The organism is Cetobacterium sp. ZWU0022 (assembly GCF_000800875.1).
In the GTDB taxonomy this organism is placed as follows: Bacteria; Fusobacteriota; Fusobacteriia; order Fusobacteriales; family Fusobacteriaceae; genus Cetobacterium_A.
In genome coordinates, this window is sequence record NZ_JRJZ01000041.1 from 99,867 (window position 1) to 121,635 (window position 21,769).

Annotated in this window: 22 protein-coding genes; 13 read left to right on the top strand and 9 right to left on the bottom strand. The window is 32.8% G+C overall.

The features are described from left to right. Positions 1-17: 17 nt before the first annotated feature. From L988_RS04270 to L988_RS04285, 4 genes are read right to left on the bottom strand one after another with little or no spacing between them, the layout of a single operon-like run. Complete coding sequence (locus tag L988_RS04270; protein ID WP_047381923.1) at positions 18-1,052, bottom strand: zinc-binding dehydrogenase; 1,035 nt, start codon at positions 1,050-1,052, stop codon at positions 18-20. Positions 1,053-1,064: 12 nt separating this feature from the next. Further along, positions 1,065-1,883, bottom strand: coding sequence for a 3-keto-5-aminohexanoate cleavage protein (locus L988_RS04275; protein WP_047381925.1), 819 nt, complete (start codon positions 1,881-1,883; stop codon positions 1,065-1,067). 2 nt (positions 1,884-1,885) lie between these two features. Next, positions 1,886-2,272, bottom strand: a complete 387-nt coding sequence (locus L988_RS04280) for a hotdog domain-containing protein (protein ID WP_047381927.1) — start codon at positions 2,270-2,272, stop codon at positions 1,886-1,888. Positions 2,273-2,300: 28 nt separating this feature from the next. Continuing rightward, positions 2,301-3,797 (bottom strand): Na+/H+ antiporter NhaC family protein, encoded by a 1,497-nt coding sequence (locus tag L988_RS04285; RefSeq protein ID WP_047381929.1) that lies wholly within the window; start codon positions 3,795-3,797, stop codon positions 2,301-2,303. 297 nt (positions 3,798-4,094) lie between these two features. Here L988_RS04285 and L988_RS04290 point away from each other — a divergent pair, with 297 nt between their 5' ends. Beyond that, entirely contained in the window at positions 4,095-4,874 is a 780-nt protein-coding gene (locus tag L988_RS04290) for an enoyl-CoA hydratase-related protein (RefSeq protein ID WP_047381932.1), read from the top strand. Between the two features lie 19 nt (positions 4,875-4,893). Then, on the top strand, positions 4,894-5,733 hold the full coding sequence (locus tag L988_RS04295) for a 3-hydroxybutyryl-CoA dehydrogenase (protein ID WP_047381934.1): 840 nt from the start codon (positions 4,894-4,896) through the stop codon (positions 5,731-5,733). 38 nt (positions 5,734-5,771) lie between these two features. Here L988_RS04295 and L988_RS13220 read toward each other — a convergent pair whose 3' ends face one another. Then, positions 5,772-6,344 carry a TetR/AcrR family transcriptional regulator gene (locus L988_RS13220; protein ID WP_052191683.1) on the bottom strand — a complete coding sequence of 191 codons (573 nt, stop codon included), beginning with the start codon at positions 6,342-6,344 and terminating at the stop codon, positions 5,772-5,774. Positions 6,345-6,607: 263 nt separating this feature from the next. Here L988_RS13220 and L988_RS04305 point away from each other — a divergent pair, with 263 nt between their 5' ends. The 6 genes from L988_RS04305 to L988_RS04330 are packed head-to-tail and all read left to right on the top strand — an operon-like array spanning position 6,608 to position 12,151. Continuing rightward, a complete protein-coding gene (locus tag L988_RS04305) occupies positions 6,608-7,258 on the top strand; it encodes a CoA transferase subunit A (protein ID WP_047381936.1) in 651 nt (216 codons plus the stop codon). After that, positions 7,259-7,924 carry a 3-oxoacid CoA-transferase subunit B gene (locus tag L988_RS04310; protein ID WP_047381938.1) on the top strand — a complete coding sequence of 222 codons (666 nt, stop codon included), beginning with the start codon at positions 7,259-7,261 and terminating at the stop codon, positions 7,922-7,924. A 23-nt stretch (positions 7,925-7,947) separates the two neighbouring features. Continuing rightward, positions 7,948-9,156, top strand: a complete 1,209-nt coding sequence (locus tag L988_RS04315; RefSeq protein ID WP_047381940.1) for an acetyl-CoA C-acetyltransferase — start codon at positions 7,948-7,950, stop codon at positions 9,154-9,156. 20 nt (positions 9,157-9,176) lie between these two features. Beyond that, positions 9,177-10,322: an acyl-CoA dehydrogenase gene (locus L988_RS04320; RefSeq protein ID WP_047381942.1), complete on the top strand. Its 1,146-nt coding sequence runs from the start codon at positions 9,177-9,179 to the stop codon at positions 10,320-10,322. A gap of 19 nt (positions 10,323-10,341) precedes the next feature. Further along, positions 10,342-11,127, top strand: coding sequence for an electron transfer flavoprotein subunit beta/FixA family protein (locus tag L988_RS04325; protein ID WP_047381944.1), 786 nt, complete (start codon positions 10,342-10,344; stop codon positions 11,125-11,127). A gap of 22 nt (positions 11,128-11,149) precedes the next feature. Further along, on the top strand, positions 11,150-12,151 hold the full coding sequence (locus L988_RS04330) for an electron transfer flavoprotein subunit alpha/FixB family protein (protein ID WP_047381945.1): 1,002 nt from the start codon (positions 11,150-11,152) through the stop codon (positions 12,149-12,151). 25 nt (positions 12,152-12,176) lie between these two features. Here L988_RS04330 and L988_RS04335 read toward each other — a convergent pair whose 3' ends face one another. Then, the gene (locus L988_RS04335) at positions 12,177-13,508 is read right to left on the bottom strand and encodes an APC family permease (protein ID WP_047381946.1); all 1,332 of its coding nucleotides are present in this window, start codon (positions 13,506-13,508) and stop codon (positions 12,177-12,179) included. 182 nt (positions 13,509-13,690) lie between these two features. Between L988_RS04335 and L988_RS13600 the strand changes: the two genes are divergently transcribed. After that, positions 13,691-13,828, top strand: a complete 138-nt coding sequence (locus tag L988_RS13600; RefSeq protein WP_156110638.1) for a hypothetical protein — start codon at positions 13,691-13,693, stop codon at positions 13,826-13,828. 27 nt (positions 13,829-13,855) lie between these two features. On the opposite strand, the gene L988_RS04340 is transcribed toward L988_RS13600, so the two are convergent. Together L988_RS04340 and L988_RS04345 are read right to left on the bottom strand one after the other, a co-directional pair. Next, entirely contained in the window at positions 13,856-14,701 is an 846-nt protein-coding gene (locus tag L988_RS04340; protein ID WP_047381948.1) for a MurR/RpiR family transcriptional regulator, read from the bottom strand. Positions 14,702-14,717: 16 nt separating this feature from the next. Continuing rightward, complete coding sequence (locus L988_RS04345) at positions 14,718-17,069, bottom strand: aminotransferase class I/II-fold pyridoxal phosphate-dependent enzyme (protein ID WP_047381950.1); 2,352 nt, start codon at positions 17,067-17,069, stop codon at positions 14,718-14,720. 137 nt (positions 17,070-17,206) lie between these two features. Here L988_RS04345 and L988_RS04350 point away from each other — a divergent pair, with 137 nt between their 5' ends. The 4 genes from L988_RS04350 (at position 17,207) to L988_RS04365 (ending at position 19,235) form a co-directional block, all read left to right on the top strand. Further along, positions 17,207-17,821, top strand: coding sequence for a DJ-1/PfpI family protein (locus tag L988_RS04350; protein ID WP_231549753.1), 615 nt, complete (start codon positions 17,207-17,209; stop codon positions 17,819-17,821). Positions 17,822-17,916: 95 nt separating this feature from the next. Then, positions 17,917-18,402 carry a peptidylprolyl isomerase gene (locus L988_RS04355; protein ID WP_047381955.1) on the top strand — a complete coding sequence of 162 codons (486 nt, stop codon included), beginning with the start codon at positions 17,917-17,919 and terminating at the stop codon, positions 18,400-18,402. Positions 18,403-18,442: 40 nt separating this feature from the next. Further along, complete coding sequence (gene rpiB / locus L988_RS04360; RefSeq protein WP_047381957.1) at positions 18,443-18,871, top strand: ribose 5-phosphate isomerase B; 429 nt, start codon at positions 18,443-18,445, stop codon at positions 18,869-18,871. A gap of 19 nt (positions 18,872-18,890) precedes the next feature. After that, positions 18,891-19,235, top strand: a complete 345-nt coding sequence (locus L988_RS04365) for a histidine triad nucleotide-binding protein (protein WP_047381958.1) — start codon at positions 18,891-18,893, stop codon at positions 19,233-19,235. A 49-nt stretch (positions 19,236-19,284) separates the two neighbouring features. Here L988_RS04365 and L988_RS04370 read toward each other — a convergent pair whose 3' ends face one another. Continuing rightward, positions 19,285-21,747, bottom strand: coding sequence for an AMP-binding protein (locus L988_RS04370; RefSeq protein ID WP_047381959.1), 2,463 nt, complete (start codon positions 21,745-21,747; stop codon positions 19,285-19,287). Positions 21,748-21,769: the final 22 nt, after the last annotated feature.

Sequence of the window (21,769 nt, forward strand, 5' to 3'; positions counted from 1 at the left end):
TTATTTTTTAACATTGACTAAACATATAATTTTTCAAATAGTTCTTTAATCGCCTTTGATTCTCTTATGATTTCTAATGTCAAATTAGCATGACCTTTCGTGTATCCATTTCCAACAATCATAGATACATCTTTCCCCACTCCTTCTGCTCCTAATGCTGCTTTTGTAAATGAAGTTGCCATTGAGAAGAAATATACAACCCCATCATCTTTTGCTATAAGAATTGATGACATCTCTGTCCCTGGAACATTCACATTATTTATAACAACATCACAAAGTTCCCCATTTGTAATCTCATTTATTTTGTTATATATCTCCACTGGCTTTGTTGCATCTCCCACTAATACAACATGAGCTAATCCTAAATCTCTTATTCTTGCAGCGTTACTTTCAGAATATTCAAATACTATAACTTTTCCATCTTTCCCTACATTTTTCATAGCTTGATAACAACAAAGGATTCCAGATTTACCTCCTCCTCCTATTATACAAACTGTATCGCCTTCCTTTACTAGTTTTTCAACTTGAGCTGGTGCACCAGCTACGTCTAAAGCTGCAAGTGCTAACTTCTCTGGAATATCCTCTGGTAACACTGCATATATTCCACTTTCAAAAAGTACTGCTTTTGCATCTACATCAACTTGATCATTTGATATATTTACATTCTTTATTTCCTCTATTTTTAAAGGTGTCAATGATAATGAAACCAATGTCGCAATTTTATCTCCAACTTTTAGATTTTTATCTGGGAAATCCTCTCCAACCTTTTCAATTGTTCCTATTAACATTCCACCAGATCCCGTTACAGGGTTTTGCATTTTTCCTCTTTCTGCAACTATGTTTTCTATCATTTCAGCCATCTTTTTTTCATCTCTATTACAAGCTTCTTTTATTTGTGTAAAACTAGCTGAATCTATATTTAAAGTTTGAACGTTAATTAAAACTTCATTAGACATAATATCCATGCTATTACAAATTTTTAAAGCTCCTTGTGGCAGTGATCCAACTGGTTCTATTACTCTGTGTGTTCCAAATTTACATCCTTTTTTCATAATAATATCCTCCTAGTTTAAACCTAATATTTTTCTTGCTTCAGTTGGATTTGCTATCTCTCTTCCAAACTCTTTTGCAATTCTCACAACCTTTTCAACCAACTCTCCATTACTCTTTGCTAAAACTCCCTTACTTATATATATATTGTCTTCAAATCCAACTCTTACGTGACCTCCTGAAATTATAGAAGCCGCCGCAAGAGTGAATTCAAATTTTCCTATACCTGCAACCGAATATGTAGATCCACATGGAATGCTTTCTTTTAAAAAGATAAAATCTCTTAACTCTCCTGAGATTCCACCATTTACTCCCATTACAAAACTAAAGTGAACCGGTTCTTTAATAAACCCCTTTTTAGATAATCTAACTGCCATATCTATCATCGACTTATCAAAAACTTCAACCTCTGGCTTAACACCCAAATCTATCATCTTTTTTCCAAACTCTTTTATCATATTCTCAGTGTTTACGAAAATTTCATCTCCACCAAAATTTAAAGTACCACAATCTAATGTTGCCATCTCAGGATTTAGATAAACTGGCTCCAATCTCTCCTCTGAAGTCATCCCCACTGACCCTCCTGTCGATGGTTGAATAATTACATCTGGACACTTTTCTCTGATGGCTTTTATACACTCATCATATCGCTCTTTTCTCTGAGTTGGAGTTCCATCATCCTCTCTAACGTGAAGATGAATAACACTCGCCCCCGCACTATATGCACTATAAGCTTCTCTAGCTATCTCTTCTACTGTGTATGGAACAGCTGGATTATGATCCTTTGTAACCTCAGCTCCACAAATTGCGGCTGTTATTATTAATTTCTCCATAATTACCCCTTTCTTTGAACAGCTTTTGGAACTACACATGTCCCAACTGCTTTACATACTACAATAGGTTCTTCTAAAAAATCTGCTGCTGAATCACATATATCAACTCTTGGAACTATTACCTTTCTTGCTTCAAAGCACATAACTCTAGATGTATTTCCAATTTTTGTAATCTCTCCAACAACCTCTAAATAATCTCCAGCATAAACAGGAGCCATAAACTCTACCTCACTATAAGCCTTAAATAAACCCTCATCCCCATCATGTTTTATCAATAGCTCTGTTGCTACATCTCCAAACAACTGTAAAATTCTTGCTCCGTCTACTAAATTCCCACCATAATGAGCGTCTGCTGTACTCATTCTTAGTCTTATCATCGATTTTGTCATAACTCCTATCTCCTTTACTCTTTTTTTATTATACTAACTCCTCTGTTTCTACCATCATATCAATCTCTTCATTTTCACCCATCAAACTCACTTCTGGTTCTGCTGGAAGTGCAAATCGTGGAATAAGTCTATCTAACCCTGTTAAAGTCAGTATCAAGATACTTCCCACAGCTATATAAGCCATAAAATTAAATTTTATAATACTCATTGCTGTGAACGATGCCAATGGATAAACTGCGTTTGCAATTCCTAAATAGAATCCTATATAAACGTGCCATGGAATTAACTGAGATCCAAAAACTCCTAGTGCATCACTAAAAGTAGCATTTCTTAATCTCAAAGTTTCGATTGCTTCAGGACTTCCCTTAACATTTTTCTCCACAAGCTCTTTTATAATTGGACCTATTGTAACTATCTGCGCCATCTCATCAGCCAATGCTGCATTTCCTAAAACTGATAAAACTCCATTATAGAACATAAGTTGTCTAACATTTCCAGAAATCTTTTTAATCAAAGTTGATATTGGTCTAAACGCATCCATAATTTTCATTATTCCACCAAACGCTGCAACCCACATCATCATTACAATTACCCAAGATCCCGCTCCTTCAAAACCAGTATAAATTAAGTCTAAAAAAGCTCCTGGACTCTCTACAGTTCCTGCAAACATACCACATATAAACGATGCAAATATACCAAGGAATAAGCATAATAAAGTATTTACTCCTTTAAAAGCTGAAATTAAAACTAATATTAGAGGAATAACCATATAATAAGGCACTCCACTTTTAACTTGGTTAAGTAATGCAACTGCACTCTCTCTTTTCTCTGCTAGAGCGGCCCATGCTGATTCAGGTATTTGATTTATAGCTTCAACTGGACTTCCAACCTCAGTTGGTAATCCCATAGCAACACTAACTACATAGAAAGTTATTACTGCACAAACCAATACAAGTGCCGACCATACTCCTTGATGTCTTATTCTTTTTACAACTTCAACTCTTTGAATTCCTGAACTTACGATTGTTGTATCTGAAATAAGACCTATGTTGTCACCAAAACATGCTCCTCCAGCAATAGCTGCTAAAGTTAAATACATATCTCCTCCAACTATATGATTCAGCCATAAAAATATTGGTGCACATGCTGCAAATGTTCCCCAGCTTGTTCCAGTCGCAATTGATAGAATTGATGTTACGATTATTCCAACTACTGCTACTGTTCTTGCTGTCAATCCAAATCCTAAAGCTATATTTATAATAGAAGCTCCAACCCCCGTAGCCATAAAAGCTTCGGCCATTGCATATGCCATCATTAGGATAAAAAAGGCTATTTGCATCTCTCTTGCATTTTTTATACACGCATCGATAATCTCATTTATTTTCTTCTTTGCTACTAAACCTGCTACCAATGCCGCATAAACTGTTGCTAAAGGTGCTGCTAATAATGCATCATACCCACTCATCATCAGTCCTGCTAAAACTAAAACTGGACTGAGCTTTATTATCGCCGTTACCGTTCCCATATCTTCCTCCTAAAATGTTTATTTTCTCATAAAATTTCAAGTAGGATGTAAGTGAGTGCTTACTTTAGTTTTGTCATTAGCTATATATACCCCACCTTTTTTCCTAAGTCAATAGTCATTTTTTCAAAAAAAATATTTTAAAGTCTCATTTCAGTTCTAAAACTACATATTACAGACACTTTTGAGTTAAAAAAATATTTTTGAATTTAAAAAAAATTTGACAAATTTAATTATTTCGAGGTAATAAGGGACCGTTAAATATTTTTTAATTACGATTTCGAAAATAAGGAGGAAAAAATGGTATTTGAGAATATTATAATTCAGTTTTATGAAAAGATCTGTGTTGTGAAAATAAACAGACCAGAATCTTTAAATGCCTTAAATGAAAAAACATACAAAGAGATTTATGAGTGTTTTTTAGAGCTTGAAAAAAATAGTGATATTGATGTTATTCTTTTAACTGGTGAAGGAAGATCTTTTGTTGCTGGAGCGGATATATCTTTTATGAAAGATTTAACTACAAAAGCAGCCAAAGAGTTTGGTATTTTAGGTACTAATGCATTCAACGCAGTTGAAAATATCAATAAAGTTGTTATTGGAGTTATAAACGGATTTGCTCTTGGCGGTGGTTGTGAACTTGCAATGGCTTGTGATATTCGTTTGGCTTCTGACAAAGCTAAACTTGGCCAACCAGAGGTTGCGCTAGGTATAACTCCAGGTTCTGGTGGAACACAAAGATTACCTAGACTTGTCGGATTAGCAAAAGCAAAAGAACTTATTTACACTGGATCTATAATCGATGCTTATGAAGCGGAAAAAATTGGATTAGTCAATAAAGTAATTGAACACGACAAACTTATGGATTCAGCTTTTGAAATGGCGAAAAAAATAAGCTCTAATGCTAAGTTAGCTGTTCAATATTCAAAAGAAGCTATAAATAAAGGAATCCAAGTTGATGAAGCAACATCTATGTTTATCGAAAGTAGTCTTTTTGGACTTTGCTTCTCTACCGATGATCAAAAAGAGGGAATGGCTGCATTTTTAGAAAAAAGAAAACCAAATTTTACTAACAAATAAAATTCTAGGAGGAAATGATATGAAAGTATTTATTATTGGTGCTGGAGTTATGTCTACTGGTATTGCTCAAGTTTTTGCAACAGGAGGGCATGATGTTTTAATCACTGATATCTCTGAAAATGCTCTTTTGAACTCTAAAAAAAGTATAACGAAATCTTTAAGTAAGCTTGTAGAAAAAGAGAAAATTACAGAAGACACTAAAATTAGTATTTTAAGCAAAATTGAAACTACTTTAAACTTAGAGGATGCAAAAGAGGCTGACTTAGTTATCGAGGCTATATCTGAAAAAATCTCTCTAAAAAAAGAACTTTTTTCTAAATTAGATTTGATCTGTTCAAAGAAAGCTATCTTTGCTACAAATACATCCTCTCTTTCAATCACAGAGATAGCGACATCTACAAAGCATCCTGAAAGAGTTATCGGAATGCATTTCTTTAATCCTGCTCCTGTCATGAAACTTGTTGAAATCATCAAAGGATACACGACAAGTTCTGAAGTTTATGAAACTATTTTTTCTCTTTCAAAAGAATTAGGAAAAGAACCCGTTTTATGTGAAGAAGCACCTGGATTTATTGTAAATAGAATTTTAATCCCTATGATTAATGAGGCTATCGGTATTTTGGCTGATGGAATTGCAACTATAGAAGATATAGATAATGCCATGAAATATGGTGCTAATCATCCTATCGGACCACTTGCTCTTGCAGATTTAGTTGGTTTAGATGTTGTTTTAGCTATTATGGATGTTTTAAGTTCTGAATTTGGTGATACTAAATATAGAGCTCATCCTCTTCTAAAGAAAATGGTTCGTGCTGGAAAGCTTGGTAGAAAATCTGGTGAAGGATTCTATAAATATTAAAAAGAAAAAGAGAGAAACCTCTTGGTATTCTCTCTTTTTTAATCCAATTTTTTATATCTATTAAGCGAGTTTTGATAAAATTTTATCTTCTCTTCTAAAAAATATCCATCCCTATCTCCAGTGAAATTTCCTTGAGTTAATATTTTTAAAAGAAATCCACCCATAATACTACTCAACATATCATTTACAAAAATTTCTGGAGCATATTGAATTTTATTCTCATAAAAAACTCCAATAAAATGATCTACTAAATAATTTCTAAAATCAATCGTTCTTATAAACTTTTGATTTTCACTATCCGATAGTTTCAATTGTAATCTAAAAATTATTTCATGTTGCTGTAAAAAACTTTGATATAATAAAATACTTTTTGCAATATCTTGCTCTAAGTTTCCCGTCAAACTCTCATGTAAAGATTTTATTATCTTGCTCTCTTCAACAAATTTATTTATAATTTCCTCTAAAATATTATTCTTTGTTCCAAACAATCTAAAAATTGTAACTTCATTACATTCAGCTTCTTTTGCTATTCGCTTTGTTGATACCTTTTCAAATCCCTCTTCTGAAAAAAGCTTTTGTGCGCACTCTAAAATTCTATCCCGTGTTTTCATCAATGCCTCCTGATTTCTCCAGTATTTTCCACTATCCCAATTATATACCTTATTCTTGACCTCTTTGTCAATTCTTTTAAAAAAAAATAAAAAAATATTTTCATTTTTTAAAAACTCCCACCACAAGAATGTTTATAATATACTTTTTATGTTCGAAAAAAATATTTTTCTTTTAACTATTGACATTTCCTTTTTATGTGAGGTATATATTCATACTGAAAATACGCAAGTATGTACTTGCTAACTTAAAAAAGGAGTGAGTTATGAAAAAATTGGTCTCTATTGATTTTGCAGCTTCACTTATAAAAAACGATTCATCTCTTATGATTGGAGGATTTTTAAAATGTGGTTCTCCCAAAGAGATTATTGAAAAGCTATTAGAGAATGGCACTAAAGATTTAACTATTATTGCAAACGATACAAGTTTTCCTGATTTTGAAAGAGGTAAACTAATTGTCAATAAAAGAGTTAAAAAAGCTATTGTTTCACACATTGGTACTAATCCTGAAACAGGAAAACAGATGAATAGTGGTGAACTAGAAGTAGAACTTGTTCCTCAAGGAACTCTTGCTGAAAGAATTCGAGCTGCAGGTGCTGGGTTAGGAGGAGTTCTTACTCCTACTGGTGTTGGAACTATTGTTCAAGAGGGAAAGGATATTATCGAAGTAGACAATAAGAAATATCTACTTGAAAAACCATTGAAAGCCGATGTCGCTCTTATTTACGGTACCAAAGTAGACTCCTTCGGAAACATCTCTTTCTTTGGTTCAACTAGAAATTTTAATACAATTATGGCTACAGCTGCTGATATTGTCATTGTTGAAGCTGATGAAATTATAGAAGGATCTCTAGAACCTAATGAAATTGTTATTCCTGGAATATTTGTTGACTATGTTGTTAAAGGAGGGAAATAGATGGAACTTACAAAAGAAAAAATACGAGAAATAATCGCCAAAAGAGTCGCTAAAGAATTTAATGATGGCGACGTTGTAAATTTAGGAATTGGACTTCCAACTGAAGTTGCCAACTATATTCCAAATTCGATATATGTTGCACTTCAATCTGAAAATGGTTTAATTGGAATGGGACCAACGCCTTGTGATGACAATGCTGATTCTAGAATCTCAAATGCTGGAGGTTCTCTTGTCACTATTGCTGATGGTGGGTGTTTCTTTGATAGTTTTATGTCCTTTGGAATTATCCGTGGTGGACATGTCGACGCTACAGTTCTAGGAGCTTTACAAGTTGATCAAAATGGGAATTTAGCTAACTGGATGGTCCCTGGGAAAATGGTTCCTGGAATGGGGGGAGCTATGGATCTTGTTGTTGGTGCTAAAAAAGTTATCATCGCTATGGAACATACTGCTAAAGGAGCTCCTAAAATATTAAAGAACTGTACTCTTCCACTTACAGCAGCTAATCAAGTAAATCTTATTGTCACTGAAAAAGGAGTAATGGAAGTTCAAGAGAATAGAATTATTCTAAAAGAGATTAGTCCATATTCTTCAATTGAAGATATAAAAAATTTTACTGAGGCTGAATTGGTAATAGATGATAATTTAAAAACTATGGAGATTTAAACTGCTTTATTGGGAGGATTGAAATGGAAAAAATTTATATTGTTAGTGCCAAACGAACCCCTATCGGTTCGTTTCTAGGTTCTTTAAGCAAGGTATCTCCAAGCGATCTTGCTGGAACAGTTATCAAAAATATTTTTGAAGAAACTAAGTTAGATCCAAACTTTTTAGATGAAGTTATCATCGGAAACGTTTTATCCGCTGGACAAGGACAAGGAATTGCAAGACAGGCCTCTATCAAAGGTGGAGTTCCACATACTGTTCCAGCATATTCTTTAAACCAGATTTGTGGTAGTGGTATGAAAGCCGTCATGTCTGCTTATCAAATTATTAAATCTGGAGAGGCTAATCTTATTTTAGCTGGCGGTACAGAATCAATGTCTGGAGCTCCTCTTCTTATGAACAGTAACCTTAGAACTGGAGTTAAAATGGGAGATACTCTTGCTAAGGATCACATGATTTTAGATGCTTTAACAGACGCCTTTCATGGAGTCCATATGGGAATAACCGCAGAAAACATTGTTGAAAAATATTCTATCTCTCGTGAAGAACAAGATTCTTTTGCTATATCTTCACAGGAAAAAGCAATCGCTGCAGTTCAAAGTGGTAGATTTAAAGATGAAATTGTTCCAATAGTAATAACTGATCGAAAAGGAACTGTTAGTATAGATACAGATGAGTATCCAAATAAAAATACATCTTTAGAAAAACTTTTACAGCTTAGACCTGCTTTTAAAAAGGAGGGCTCTGTCACTGCTGGAAATTCATCTGGCTTAAATGATGGTTCTGCACTTCTTTTACTAGCTTCTGAATCGGCCATAAAAAAATACAATCTTACACCTCTAGTTCAAATAATAGGTGTTGGACAAGGAGGAGTAGATCCTCTATTTATGGGACTTGGACCTGTTCCAGCTATACAAAATGTTCTACAAAAAACAAATTTAAATTTAAAAGATATGGATCTACTTGAACTTAATGAGGCTTTTGCTGCTCAGGCTCTCGGAGTAATTAAAGAGCTTTCTGAAATTTATTCTGTTGACCCAGAGTGGTTTAAAGATAAAACAAATATAAACGGTGGAGCTATCGCCTTGGGGCATCCTGTTGGAGCTAGTGGAGCTAGAATTTTAACAACTTTGATACATGAGATGAAAAAGAAAAATTCTGAATATGGTCTTGCTAGTCTTTGTATCGGTGGAGGAATGGGAACAGCTATAATCGTTAAAAATATTCAATAAAATATATTAGGAGGAAATAAATGGATTTTACTTTGACTAAATCACAAGAACTTTTTAAGCAGATGATCACAGCTTTTGCTGAAAACGAGGCAAAACCTCTTGCTGCTGAAATTGATGAAGAGGAAAGATTCCCCGAAGAAACTGTAAAAAAAATGTGTGATACTGGACTTATGGGAATTGTTATCCCTACTCAATATGGCGGTGCTGGTGGAGACCAAATCATGTATACTATGGCTGTTGAAGAGCTTTCAAAAGTTTGTGGTACTACTGGTGTTATCCTTTCAGCTCATACATCTTTAGGTGTTGCTCCTATCTTAGAGTTTGGAACTGAAGATCAAAAACAAAAATATCTTCCTAAGATGGCTTCTGGAGAATGGATTGGAGCCTTTGGTTTAACTGAACCAAACGCTGGAACTGATGCTGCTGGACAACAAACTACAGCTATTTTTGATGAGAGCACTAACGAATGGGTTTTAAATGGCTCTAAAATATTCATAACTAACGCTGGATATGCTCATGTATATATAATCTTTGCTATGACAGATAAATCTCTAGGTTTAAAAGGTATCTCAGCTTTTATTGTTGAAGCTGATACTACTGGTTTCTCTATCGGAAAAAAAGAGAAAAAACTTGGAATCAAAGGTTCAGCTACTTGTGAGCTAATATTTGAGAATTGCAGAATTCCAAAAGATAATCTTCTTGGTGCAATTGGTAAAGGATTTAAAATAGCTATGATGACTCTTGATGGTGGTAGAATTGGAATTGCTGCACAAGCTCTTGGAATCGCCGGTGGAGCTTTAGATGAAACTATAAAATATGTAAAAGAAAGAAAACAATTCGGAAGAGCATTAGGACAGTTCCAAAATACACAATTCCAAATAGCTGATATGTATGCGAAAGTTGAAGCTTCAAAACTTCTTGTGTATAAAGCTGCTTGGAAAAAATCTAGAAAAGAAAATTACTCTGTTGATGCAGCTACTGCAAAGCTATTTGCCGCTGAAACAGCTATGGAAGTTACAACAAAAGCTGTTCAACTTCATGGTGGATACGGATACACTAGAGAATATCCTGTTGAAAGAATGATGAGAGATGCTAAAATCACAGAAATATACGAAGGAACATCTGAAGTTCAAAGAATGGTTATTGCTGGTTCATTACTAAAGTAAATTGGGAGGATTAAAGAGAATGAAAATAGTTGTATGTATAAAACAAGTACCTGATACTACAGAGATTAAATTAGATCCAATAAAAGGAACTCTTATTAGAGATGGTGTCCCTAGTATTATAAATCCAGACGATAAAGGTGGTTTAGAGGAAGCATTAAAATTAAAAGATAAGTTTGGGGCTCATATCACAGCTATCACTATGGGACCTCTTCAAGCCGATGCAGCTCTTAGAGAAGCCATCGCTATGGGAGTTGATAGAGCCATTCTTTTAACTGATAGAAAGTTTGCAGGAGCAGATACACTAGCTACATCACATGCAATCTCTTCTGCTCTTAAAGAGTTAGAATATGACCTTATTATCGCAGGAAGACAAGCTATTGATGGAGATACTGCACAAGTTGGTCCACAAATTGCTGAATTTTTAGATATTCCTCAAATCACTTATGTAAAAGATATCGAATTTGATGGAAAAAATAGTTTTACAGTTAAAAGAGCTACAGAGGAAGGATATATGCTACTTGGAGTAGAATCTCCATGTCTAATGACAGTTTTAGCTGAAGCAAATAAACCTAGATATATGAATGTTAAAAATATTGTTGAAGCTTTTAATAAAGAGGTTGAAATCTGGGGTGTAGATAGATTATCTGATGTTGTAGAGGAGAAATTAGGATTAAAAGGTTCGCCAACAAAAGTAAAAAAATCATTTACTAAGGGAGTTAAGGCTGCTGGACAACTTCATGAAGTTGACCCTCAAGAAGCTGCAAAAATTATTGTTGAAAAGCTAAAGGAAAAATTTATAATCTAAAACTTTAAAAAAGGAGAATAGCATGAATTTAAATGAATATAAAGGAATCCTTGTTTTTGCTGAGCAAAGAGAGGGAGTATTACAAAATGTTGGTTTAGAACTAATTGGAAAAGGAAAAGAGTTAGCAGAATCTTTAAATGAGAAAGTTACTGCAGTACTTTTAGGATATAATATTGAAAATCTATCTAAAGAGCTTATCGCCTATGGTGCTGATGAAGTTATTATTGTAGATTCTAAAGAACTAGATATCTACGATACTGAAGCTTATACTCAAGCGTTTTCAAAAATTATAGATACTGTAAAACCTGAAATCGTTTTAATCGGTGCAACAACTTTAGGAAGAGACCTTGGACCTAGAATCTCGTCAAGAGTAGAAACTGGACTTACAGCTGACTGTACAATGCTAGAAATAGGTGAGAATAGAGAACTACTTATGACTAGACCAGCTTTTGGTGGAAATCTAATGGCAACAATCATATGCCCTGATCACAGACCACAGATGTCAACTGTTAGACCAGGTGTTATGACTAGATTATCAAAAGACTTAAATAGAGAAGGGGTTATAACTAATTTTAAAGTTGACTTTAATCATTCAAAAATGAAGGTTAAAGTTTTAAATATAATAAAAGAAGCTAAAGCTAAAGTTGATATAACAGAAGCTAAAATTTTAGTTGCAGGTGGTAGAGGAGCAGCTAATGGATTTGATAATTTAGAACTTTTAGCTAATGAACTTGGAGGAGTGGCTGCGGCTTCTAGAGCTCTTGTTGATGCAGGAATAGTTAACCATGATAGACAAGTAGGGCAAACAGGAAAAACTGTAAGACCTGATGTTTACTTTGCATTTGGAATCTCTGGAGCTATTCAACATTTAGCGGGAATGGAAGAATCTGAATATATTATTGCGATAAATAAAGATAAGGCAGCACCTATTTTTGGAAGTGCTGATTTAGGATTAGTTACTGATCTAGCTAAAACTGCAACATATTTAATAGAAGAGATTAAAAAAGCTAAGGCTGAGAAATAAAAAAAGGTTGCTATGCAACCTTTTTTTATTTATTATCTCTATAAACAAATAATCCTGTTAGTGTTAAAGCCACTGATATAGCCATATATGCTGGATTAGATATTGCTGCATATATAAATATAGAAGCTCCTCCAATTAAGGCTAATATTGGTACCACTGGGTAGAAAGGAACCTTGTATGGTCTTTCTAAATTTGGTTCTTTTTTTCTTAAGATAAATAACCCTAAAAATACTAGACAATAGAATAACCAGAACAATGCTACAGGAACATCTCCAAAAATATCTGGATTTCCAGTTGCTAACATCGCAATTAAGAAAAATATTCCCAATACATACATAACAATCGACGAGTTAACTGGTTGCTTATATTTTTCATCTATCTTAGAGAAGAACTCTTTTTTTGGAAGATGTCCTTCTATTGCTAAAGTATAAGGAATTCTTGTTGAAGCTAAAGTCATTCCATTTAATCCTCCAAAAGCTGAAATCATAATTCCTAAGAATATGAATTTTGCTCCCATAGGTCCAAATAACTTTGTTGCAACTCCAAACATACCTTGCTTTACAATCTCTTCAGCTGTAAATACATTTAAAAGTGCTACGTTCAATGCTACATAGAAAACAGCAATAAATCCTAATCCTAATATAATCGCTTTTGGAAGATCTTTTTTTACATTTTTCAAATCTCCGGCAATTGTTCCTACATATATCCAACCATCAAATGCAAACATTATTGGAACCAAAGATAATCCAAGAAGTACTAACGGCGATGATGATGTTGCCTCTCTTGTAACTTCTGTCATGTAAAATACTCCAGAAGAGTTATCTCCAGATAAGAATCCAAAAATAGTTATTAATAATAATGGAATTATTTTTGCTGCTGTTGCTGCTGTTTGAATTTTTCCACCTATATTTTTTGTAAATATATTTATTCCAAATAAGAATGTTATTGCGACAAAAGCTGTTCCTCCTAAAAATGCTGTGTTACTAGGATCTACATTTAAAAAGTTTCCTGTAAAAACTGCAAAATAATATGCTATTAAAGCTATTAAAGCTGGGAAATATATTATCAACTGAGCCCATCCAACTAAAAATGCAATTCTTTCACCATAAATTCTTTTTATCCAAGCTATCATTCCACCTGTTTCAGGAATTGCCGCTCCAACTTCTGCCGCTGTTAATCCTGATAAGATAGAAATTACTCCTCCAAGAACCCAAGCAGCTATTGCTATTTTAGGATTCATGTTTGCTGCGGTTAAAATCTGTCCTGCTTTAAAGAAGATTCCGATTCCAATAACAATTCCTACAACCATTGAAAATGCTACAGAAAACCCATATCTTTTTTCTAAATTTTCACTCATTTTTTTCTCCTTCATTATTCTGTTCTATTTTTTTAGTATCAACTTACTTATTTAAAAGCACTTTTCAATTAATTATTTTAGCATAAATCAACTTCTAAAACAACTGTTTTTTATTTCTTGCATAAATAGAAAAAGTGGTATATAATGATTTTTGTAAATAAAAGGGGTGAAGAAAAAATAAAATGCTAGACAAAAAAAGAGCTAATAATAACTCTATTGTAGATTATTCAGCAAAGTTCTATCTATTTCCACTACTTTTAATTGGATTACTTCTTAGAACTATAGATAATCTATTTTTAAAGTTAAAATACCAAAGATAAAAAAGAGAGCTTTCGCTCTCTTTTTTTTTATCTTTGATAGATATTAAATCTATCTGTTATTTTTTTCAGTTTATCTAATCTTTCAATACTTTCCTCTTTATTTTGCTTTCCAAACTTCAGAAGTAGCGCATTTAAAATTATTATTCCTGGAACAAAAGTATAAGCTTTTCCTCCATTTTTAGTTGTGATTACTAAGTCAGATATATTACCTAACACAGAATCCTTCTTATCCGTCATAGTAATTATTTTATTACCTTGCTCTTTAAAAAACTCAGTAACTTGACACGTGAAGTTTGTATATGGGTGGAATGATATTGTAAACAGCACATCATCTGGGCTCGAGTATAATAGCTTATCTGTGAAATCAGAAGCTCCTGATATCATCAACTCTACATCTTCTCTTAATTCCTTTAACATAAAGTATAAATAATATGCTAGTGCATAAGAACCTCTAGCTCCTAAAATATATAACTTTCTACTACTTTTTATCATTTCCATTGCTGACTCTAATTGATCTTCAATAGATGTAACATCCATCTCTTCTAAAAGCTCAATGTTTGTAGTTATGATCTCAGAAAGTATTCCATCACCTGACATTGAATCAATCTCTTCTCTAAATTCTTTCATTTGAGAAGTCGAAATTTCAACATCCTTTTGGAAAACTCTTTGGAAATCAGGATACCCTTTAAATCCTAAATTTTTTGAAAATCTTGTTATTGTAGCCGGACTAGTTCCTGTCTCCTTAGCTAACTCATTTATAGAAATAAATGAAACTATGCTCTGGTTATGTTTTATAAAATCTACAATTTTTTTAAAACTTTTACTATACGTTGAATAATTCTGCTCTAAATTAGCTAATACCGCCTTTTTCATCTCACACCTCTATAAACTATACGTTTGGATTTAATACAAACTCCGTTAAATCATTTACAAAATTCATCGTTTTTTCATTTTTGTCATTTACTGGATTAAACTCTACTATATCTACCGATGTGATAGAGTAATTCTTAAATAAGAATCTAAATGTTTTAAACATTTCCTCAGGTGTAAATCCGTTTCTTACTGGTGTACTTACTCCTGGTGCAAACTCAGGATCAACTGAATCTACGTCAAAACTTATATGAATATTATCAATTTTTAAGTAATCTCTAATTTCATCTAAAACATTTTCTAATCCTTTATGTACAACCTCATCGTAAGGAATTACTTTAACTCCTAGCTCTTCAATTACTTCTCTCTCTTTTACATCAAGATCTCTAGCACCTAAGATTACAACATTCTTGCTTTCTATTTTAGCACCCTCATAGAAACAGTTAACTAAATCTCTATCTCCAGCTCCTTGTAAAAGTGCAAGAGGCATTCCATGAATATTTCCTGACATTGTTGTTTCATCTGTATTCATATCTCCATGAGCATCAATCCATACTACTCCAACCTCTTTTTCTAATGCAACTCCAGATATTGATCCTAAAGCGATAGAGTGATCTCCACCAACAGTTATTGGTCTATACCCATCTCTTACTGCTGCATTTACTGCTGTAGCTAACTTTTCACAAGTGTTTAATATAGTATTTTTATACTTTAATGACCACTCATTGAAGTTTTCTCTTTGTTTTTCTACATCTATATAAGTCATCTCTCCAAATGTATCTGGGAAATGCTCTTCTAATACTTCTGGTCCAAACTCGATTCCTGCTTTATTAGCTCCTAAGTTCATTGGAACAGCAAACATCTTATTTTTCATTTTCTCTGTATATAGGTATACTGCATCCTCTTCGTCTATAACTTTTATAAACTCTAATTCTGGATCTTCCATTCCTTGAACATGAAGTTTTGCTGCTTTCAGATTTTGAATATAAGTGATTGTATCTTTTGATATTCTTTCTCCTGGAGTGATTACTGGAATTCCTGGTGGATATGCCATTACCATCTCAGCACAAATCTTTCCTTCACTTTCTAAGAATTTAATTCTATTGTTTTCACTGTAGAATGCTTCTCTCGGAATTAAAACTGATTCTGGAATAGCTGGCATCTTTCCAACTGATTCTGCAATAGTTTTTCCCTTTCCAAAGAATCTCTTACTGATATCTTTTAAAGCTTCTAAAAGTCTTCCAGTACTTGTTTCATCATCTCCTAATGTTACTAATCCTAAAACATTATAGAAATCTGATAACTCAACTTGGATATTATAATCATCAACTAATAAAGTTTCTAATTCAAATCCTGTTAATCCTAACTCTCTTGCTGATATAGAAAGTTTTGTATCATCAAAGTCATGAATTCCATATCTTCCAACGATTTCTTTTCCAAATGAGAAAATTCCTGGTATTTTATTGATTTCAGCTCTTAAATCTCTCGCTAATTTCAATGTTCTTGTCAATAACTCTCTACCTTCAGTAGCTATCTGTCTTCTAGCACAGTCTAATGATGCCATTAACGGGTATGAAGGAGATGTTGTATGTAATAAACTTAATATTTGTTGAATTCTGTTAACGTCAACTCTTGTTGAGTTTACGTGTAACATTGACATTTGTGTCATCGCTCCAATTATTTTATGTGTACTTTGACAACAAATATCCGCTCCTGCATCTATCGCTGATATTGGTAACTCTTCATGGAAGTGTAAGTGAGCTCCGTGAGCCTCATCAACTATTAAAGGAATATCGTAGCTATGAACTATATCTGCAATCTTTTTAATATCAGTTGCTGCTCCATAGTATGTTGGATTAATAATTAAAACAGCTTTTGTATCTGGATGCTGTTTCAGCATATTTTCAACAACCTCTGGTCTAACTCCATGAGCTATTCCTAATTCATCATCCACTTCAGGATTCATGTAAACTGGAATTGATCCACTTAATATGATTCCTCCAGAAACCGATTTATGAACGTTTCTCGGGACTAATATCTTCTCTCCTGGCTTTACAACAGACATTATCATAGCTTGAATTGCTCCTGATGTTCCGTTGACAGCGAAGAAGGTCTTCTTTACTCCATAAGCGTCAGCTGCTAATTCTTGTGCTTCTTTTATACAACTTTTTGGATTGTGTAATCCATCAACCATCTTAAAGATAGTTACATCAATTGAAAAGGGATTTGGTCCCATAAACTCGTAAAACTCTTTATCCATTCCCTTTCCTCTCTTATGCCCTGGAACATGGAATGGAACTATGTCTCTTTTCGCATATACGTCCTTCAGTGTTGAGAATATAGGTGTTTGATATTGATTTAATTTAGTCATCTTACCTCCTTGTTTAATAAATTTTGTTCTTAAAAAATGATATTAAAAAGTTACAAAATAATATATAATTTACATTATTAATTTCTTTTAAAATACGAGATATTGTAGAGCTTTTTAGAAATTAAGTCAACTATTTTTTGAAAGGAAATATAATTTTTATGAAAAAAATTTTAATTTTTGTCTCAAATGGCTTTGAAACACTAGAACTAGCACCATTTCTTGATGTCTTCGGTTGGAATAATATTGTAGGAAATAAAAAAATTTTTTCCACGATTTGTGCCCTTCATGATGAACTTAATGCAACTTGGAACTTAAAAATTGTACCTGAGATTAACTTAAGAACTACAGAATTACCTCTCAACGAATTTGATGCTCTTGTTATCCCTGGCGGATTTGGTAAAGCCGGATTCTTTAATGATATTCAATCTCATGAGTTAAAATCCTTGTTAAATCATTTTATTTTAAATAAAAAAGTTGTTATTGGAATCTGTACTGGTTCCCTTGCTATTGCAATTCATGGTTTTTTAAAAAATATTCCCGCAACTACTTATCTATTAGATAATGAAAGATATTTTAAACAGCTAAAGCAATACGGAGCTATTCCTATATCTGAAGATATAGTCATCTCTGACAATATCATTACTTCCTCTGGACCTAGTACAGCAATTGATGTTGCATTTTATCTATTAAAAAAGTTTACGGATGAGGAAAATTGTAAGATTGTCAAAAAAAATATGGGATTTTTTAAATAATTTAAGATTTTTAATGAAATTTATTCTATTTTATGCTATGCTTTAAAGTGTCAAATAACCCTATTATATATAGGGATTTTAGTGAGGTGTTTTATATGAAAATAGAAGAAGGAAAAGTAGTAACACTTGAGTTTAAAGTTTACGACAAAAACAACGGAGAACTTTTAGAGGATACACAAGACGTAGGACCATTTTTCTACATTCACGGATTTGGAAACTTTGTTCCTGCTATCGAAGAAGCTTTAGAAGGTAAAGAAAAAGGATATACTACTACTATTGAATTAACTCCAGAAGAAGGATACGGAGAATACGACGAAGATTTAATCGTTGAAATGGAAAAATCAGAGTTCGTTGAATTCGATGATCTTTATGAAGGGCTTGACTTCATAGCTGATATGGACGACGATACTGAGCAATCATTCATCATCACAAAAATCGAAGATGAAATTGTTACTGCTGATGGAAACCACCCATTTGCAGGTAAAAACTTAAAATTCGATGTTGTAGTTTCTGATGTTAGAGAAGCTACTGAAGAAGAGATTGAGCACGGTCACGCTCACTTCCACGGATTTGAAGACTAATCTAAAAACATTACTATAAGAGTTTAAGGAGTATAAATAAATGAAAATAGCTTTAGGTGCAGATCATGGTGGATTTGCTTTAAAAGAAATTGTTAAGAAACACTTAGAAGGAAAAGGATTTGAAGTTTTAGATAAAGGATGTTATTCAACTGATTCTGTTGATTATCCAACTTATGCAAAATCTGTTGCTAACTCTATTCTAGAAAAAGAAGCTGATTTTGGAATACTTATCTGTGGAACTGGAATTGGAATTTCAATTGCAGCTAATAGATTTAAAGGAATCAGAGCGGCTCTTTGCTCAAATACAACTATGGCTAAACTTACTAGAGAGCACAATGATGCTAATATTTTAGCTCTTGGTGCTAGAATGACTGGAGATATTTTAGCTCTTGAAATTGTAGATGAATTCTTAAGAACTGAATTCGAAGGTGGTAGACACTTAACAAGAATCGAAGCTATAGAACTTTAATTAAAAAAGGAGTGAACTTATGGCTACTATATTTACAAAAATTATAAATAGAGAGATTCCAGCTTCTATCGTTTTTGAAAATGATAAAGTAATTGCTTTTAAAGATATAAATCCTGCAGCACCAATTCATATTTTAGTTGTTCCCAAAAAGGAGATTCCAACTTTAAATGATATTACAGCAGAGGATTCAGAATATCTTACAGCTATGTATTTAGCAATTAAAGATATTACTAAAGATTTAAATATTTCTGAAGATGGGTATAGAGTAATTACTAATTGTAATTCTCATGGTGGGCAAGAGGTGTTTCATTTACACTTCCACATCTTAGGTGGTCAACACCTTGGACCTATGCTATCAATTTAATAGTAATAAGAAAAAGGTTGCCTGAAAGGCAACCTTTATTTTTATCTCACTATTTTATTTCTAACCATCTCTTTATATCATTAGAGTTCTTCTCTACAATCTCTTCAACAGTTAAAGTTGCTGGTAAAACTTTCGGGAAGAATTTAACTTTTACAGTTCCTTTCATCGGAGTTTTTCTATGAGCTGGGAACAGTTCATAAGCACCTTTAATTCCAAACGGAACTATATCTGCGTTTAACTCTTTAGCTAAAATTGCATAGAACTTTTTGAACTCCTTCATCTCTCCATCTCTAGTTCTTGTTCCCTCTGGGAATATAACTATATTCTTTCCTTTTCTTAAAGCTGTCGCTGCACTTTGTAGTGTCTCTGCTAAATTTTTATTTATATCTATTAACATCACATTTGAGTTTTCACCTAAAGATTTCATAAATCCTTTTTGGAAGTGAGCTACTTTCGCTAAATAATATGTATTATCTAATATTTTATTATCTACACTTTGATTAAATATAAATCCATCTAAGAAACTTTGATGATTTCCTATAAAGATAGTCGGCTTATTTACATCTAAGTTTTCCACTGTTTCTTTTTCTATTTTAATATATCCAGAGAATAAAGGTTTTAAAATTGTTTTTACTATTTTTCCGGCACAGTTAGATTTAGGGAATCCTTCTAAACTCTCCTTCTCTAATATTGTTTTCCAATCTATATCCTTTACTTCTAAACCTTCTGAATTTTCTTTTAAATATTCAGATATTGCTATAACCGTTGGATTTTCTGTTAAAATCTCTTCTGTTAAGTTCACTCCAAAACTACTTTGAACAAATGCCATAAATTCAACTAAATCTAGCGAATCCAATCCTAAATCCAATTCTAAATGTGCCTTAGATGTAACTTTTTTACTTTTTAAATTGCTTAAATACTCTGAAATTACAACATATTCTTCAAATGTTGGAGCATTCTCCTCTTTTTCTATTTCAACTTTACCCTCTAACAAATCAGTAACCATAAATCTTCTTATTTTTCCGATTTTTGTTTTCGGCAACTCTTGTTGAACTATTTTTAAATCTAAAATCTTTTTATAATTTGGTGCAGTTCCATTATATTTATCAATAACTTCATTTTTTAATGTTTCAGCTATATTTGTAACTCTATGCTCCTTCACCTTTGCAAAGTTAGGATATACAACTGCTGTTAATAAAGCGTTATATTCAGTTACAACCATCTCTTCTATTAGATCAGTATTCGACATTATCCATTGTTCTATCTCAATAGGATTGATATTTTTTCCATTTGATAAAACTATCATCTCTTTTTTTCTTCCAGTTACATACAGATACTCTCCTTTTACCTCTCCTAAATCTCCTGTATGGAACCAACCATCAGTATCTATTACTTCTGCCGTTGCCTCTGGTTTATTATAATATCCTTTCATTAGGTTTCTTCCTCTTGAAAGAATCTCTCCATCTTCAGCTATCTTAACTTCTACTCCATCCATTATTTTTCCAGCTGAACCTGGTACAACTTGATTTATCGGAGTAAATGATATCATCGGTGCCGTCTCTGTAAGTCCATATCCTTCACAGACATCTATTCCTAAAGTTTTAAAATCTCTTGAAACTTCTGGATTTAATTTTGATCCTCCCGATACAAAGAATCTTATATTTCCTCCAAATCCTTCATGAACCTTTTTAAATAATTTCTTACTGAAATCTTTACTATCTACTTTCTCTGCAGCTTTAAACAATGTTTTTATAACTTTATTTGAGTTAATTTTCTCCATTATTTTTTTATGAAGCATCTCCCAAAGTCTAGGAACTCCTATCATCATAGTTATTTTATAGTTCTTTAACGCATCTACCATAGCTTGTGATGATAATTCTTTTAAAAATGCTATAGTTGCTCCTTGTTGTAATGGAACTATTCCAGAACCCAAAAGTGGGAATATATGATGCATCGGTAATAGAGCTAATACTCTATCTGTTGGTTGATACATATTATACTTATTAAGACCTTCTATATTTACTAAAATATTATCAAATGTTAGCATTACTCCTTTTGGACTTCCTGTTGTCCCCGACGTATAAAGGATTAAAGCAACTGCATCCCCATCTGGAGAATAGATTATCCCCTCTTTATTTGCATTTGATAAATCAATTTTATCTACATTTAAAATTGTTGTATCCACGCCAGAAATCTCTACTGCTTCCCTTGCAACCTCATAAGTATTCTCTGATACAAATATGTACTTTGGCCTACAATCCTCTATAAAGTATTGAAACTCAGAAACTTTTGAAGCTGCATCTAAACACACACATGTTCCTTTTTTATCCCAGATTCCTAAAAAAGCATATAGTAATTCTGGCCTATTTTCCATAAATACTACGGCTTTCCCCTCTTTTTCTAAATCTAGCATAGTAGCATATTCTTTTGCTCCAGCTATTAACTCTTTATATGAATATTCTCTACCCTCATAAAATATCGCTGTTTTATTATGATTTTTTACAAATTCCAATTTTTCCTCCCAATTATTACAG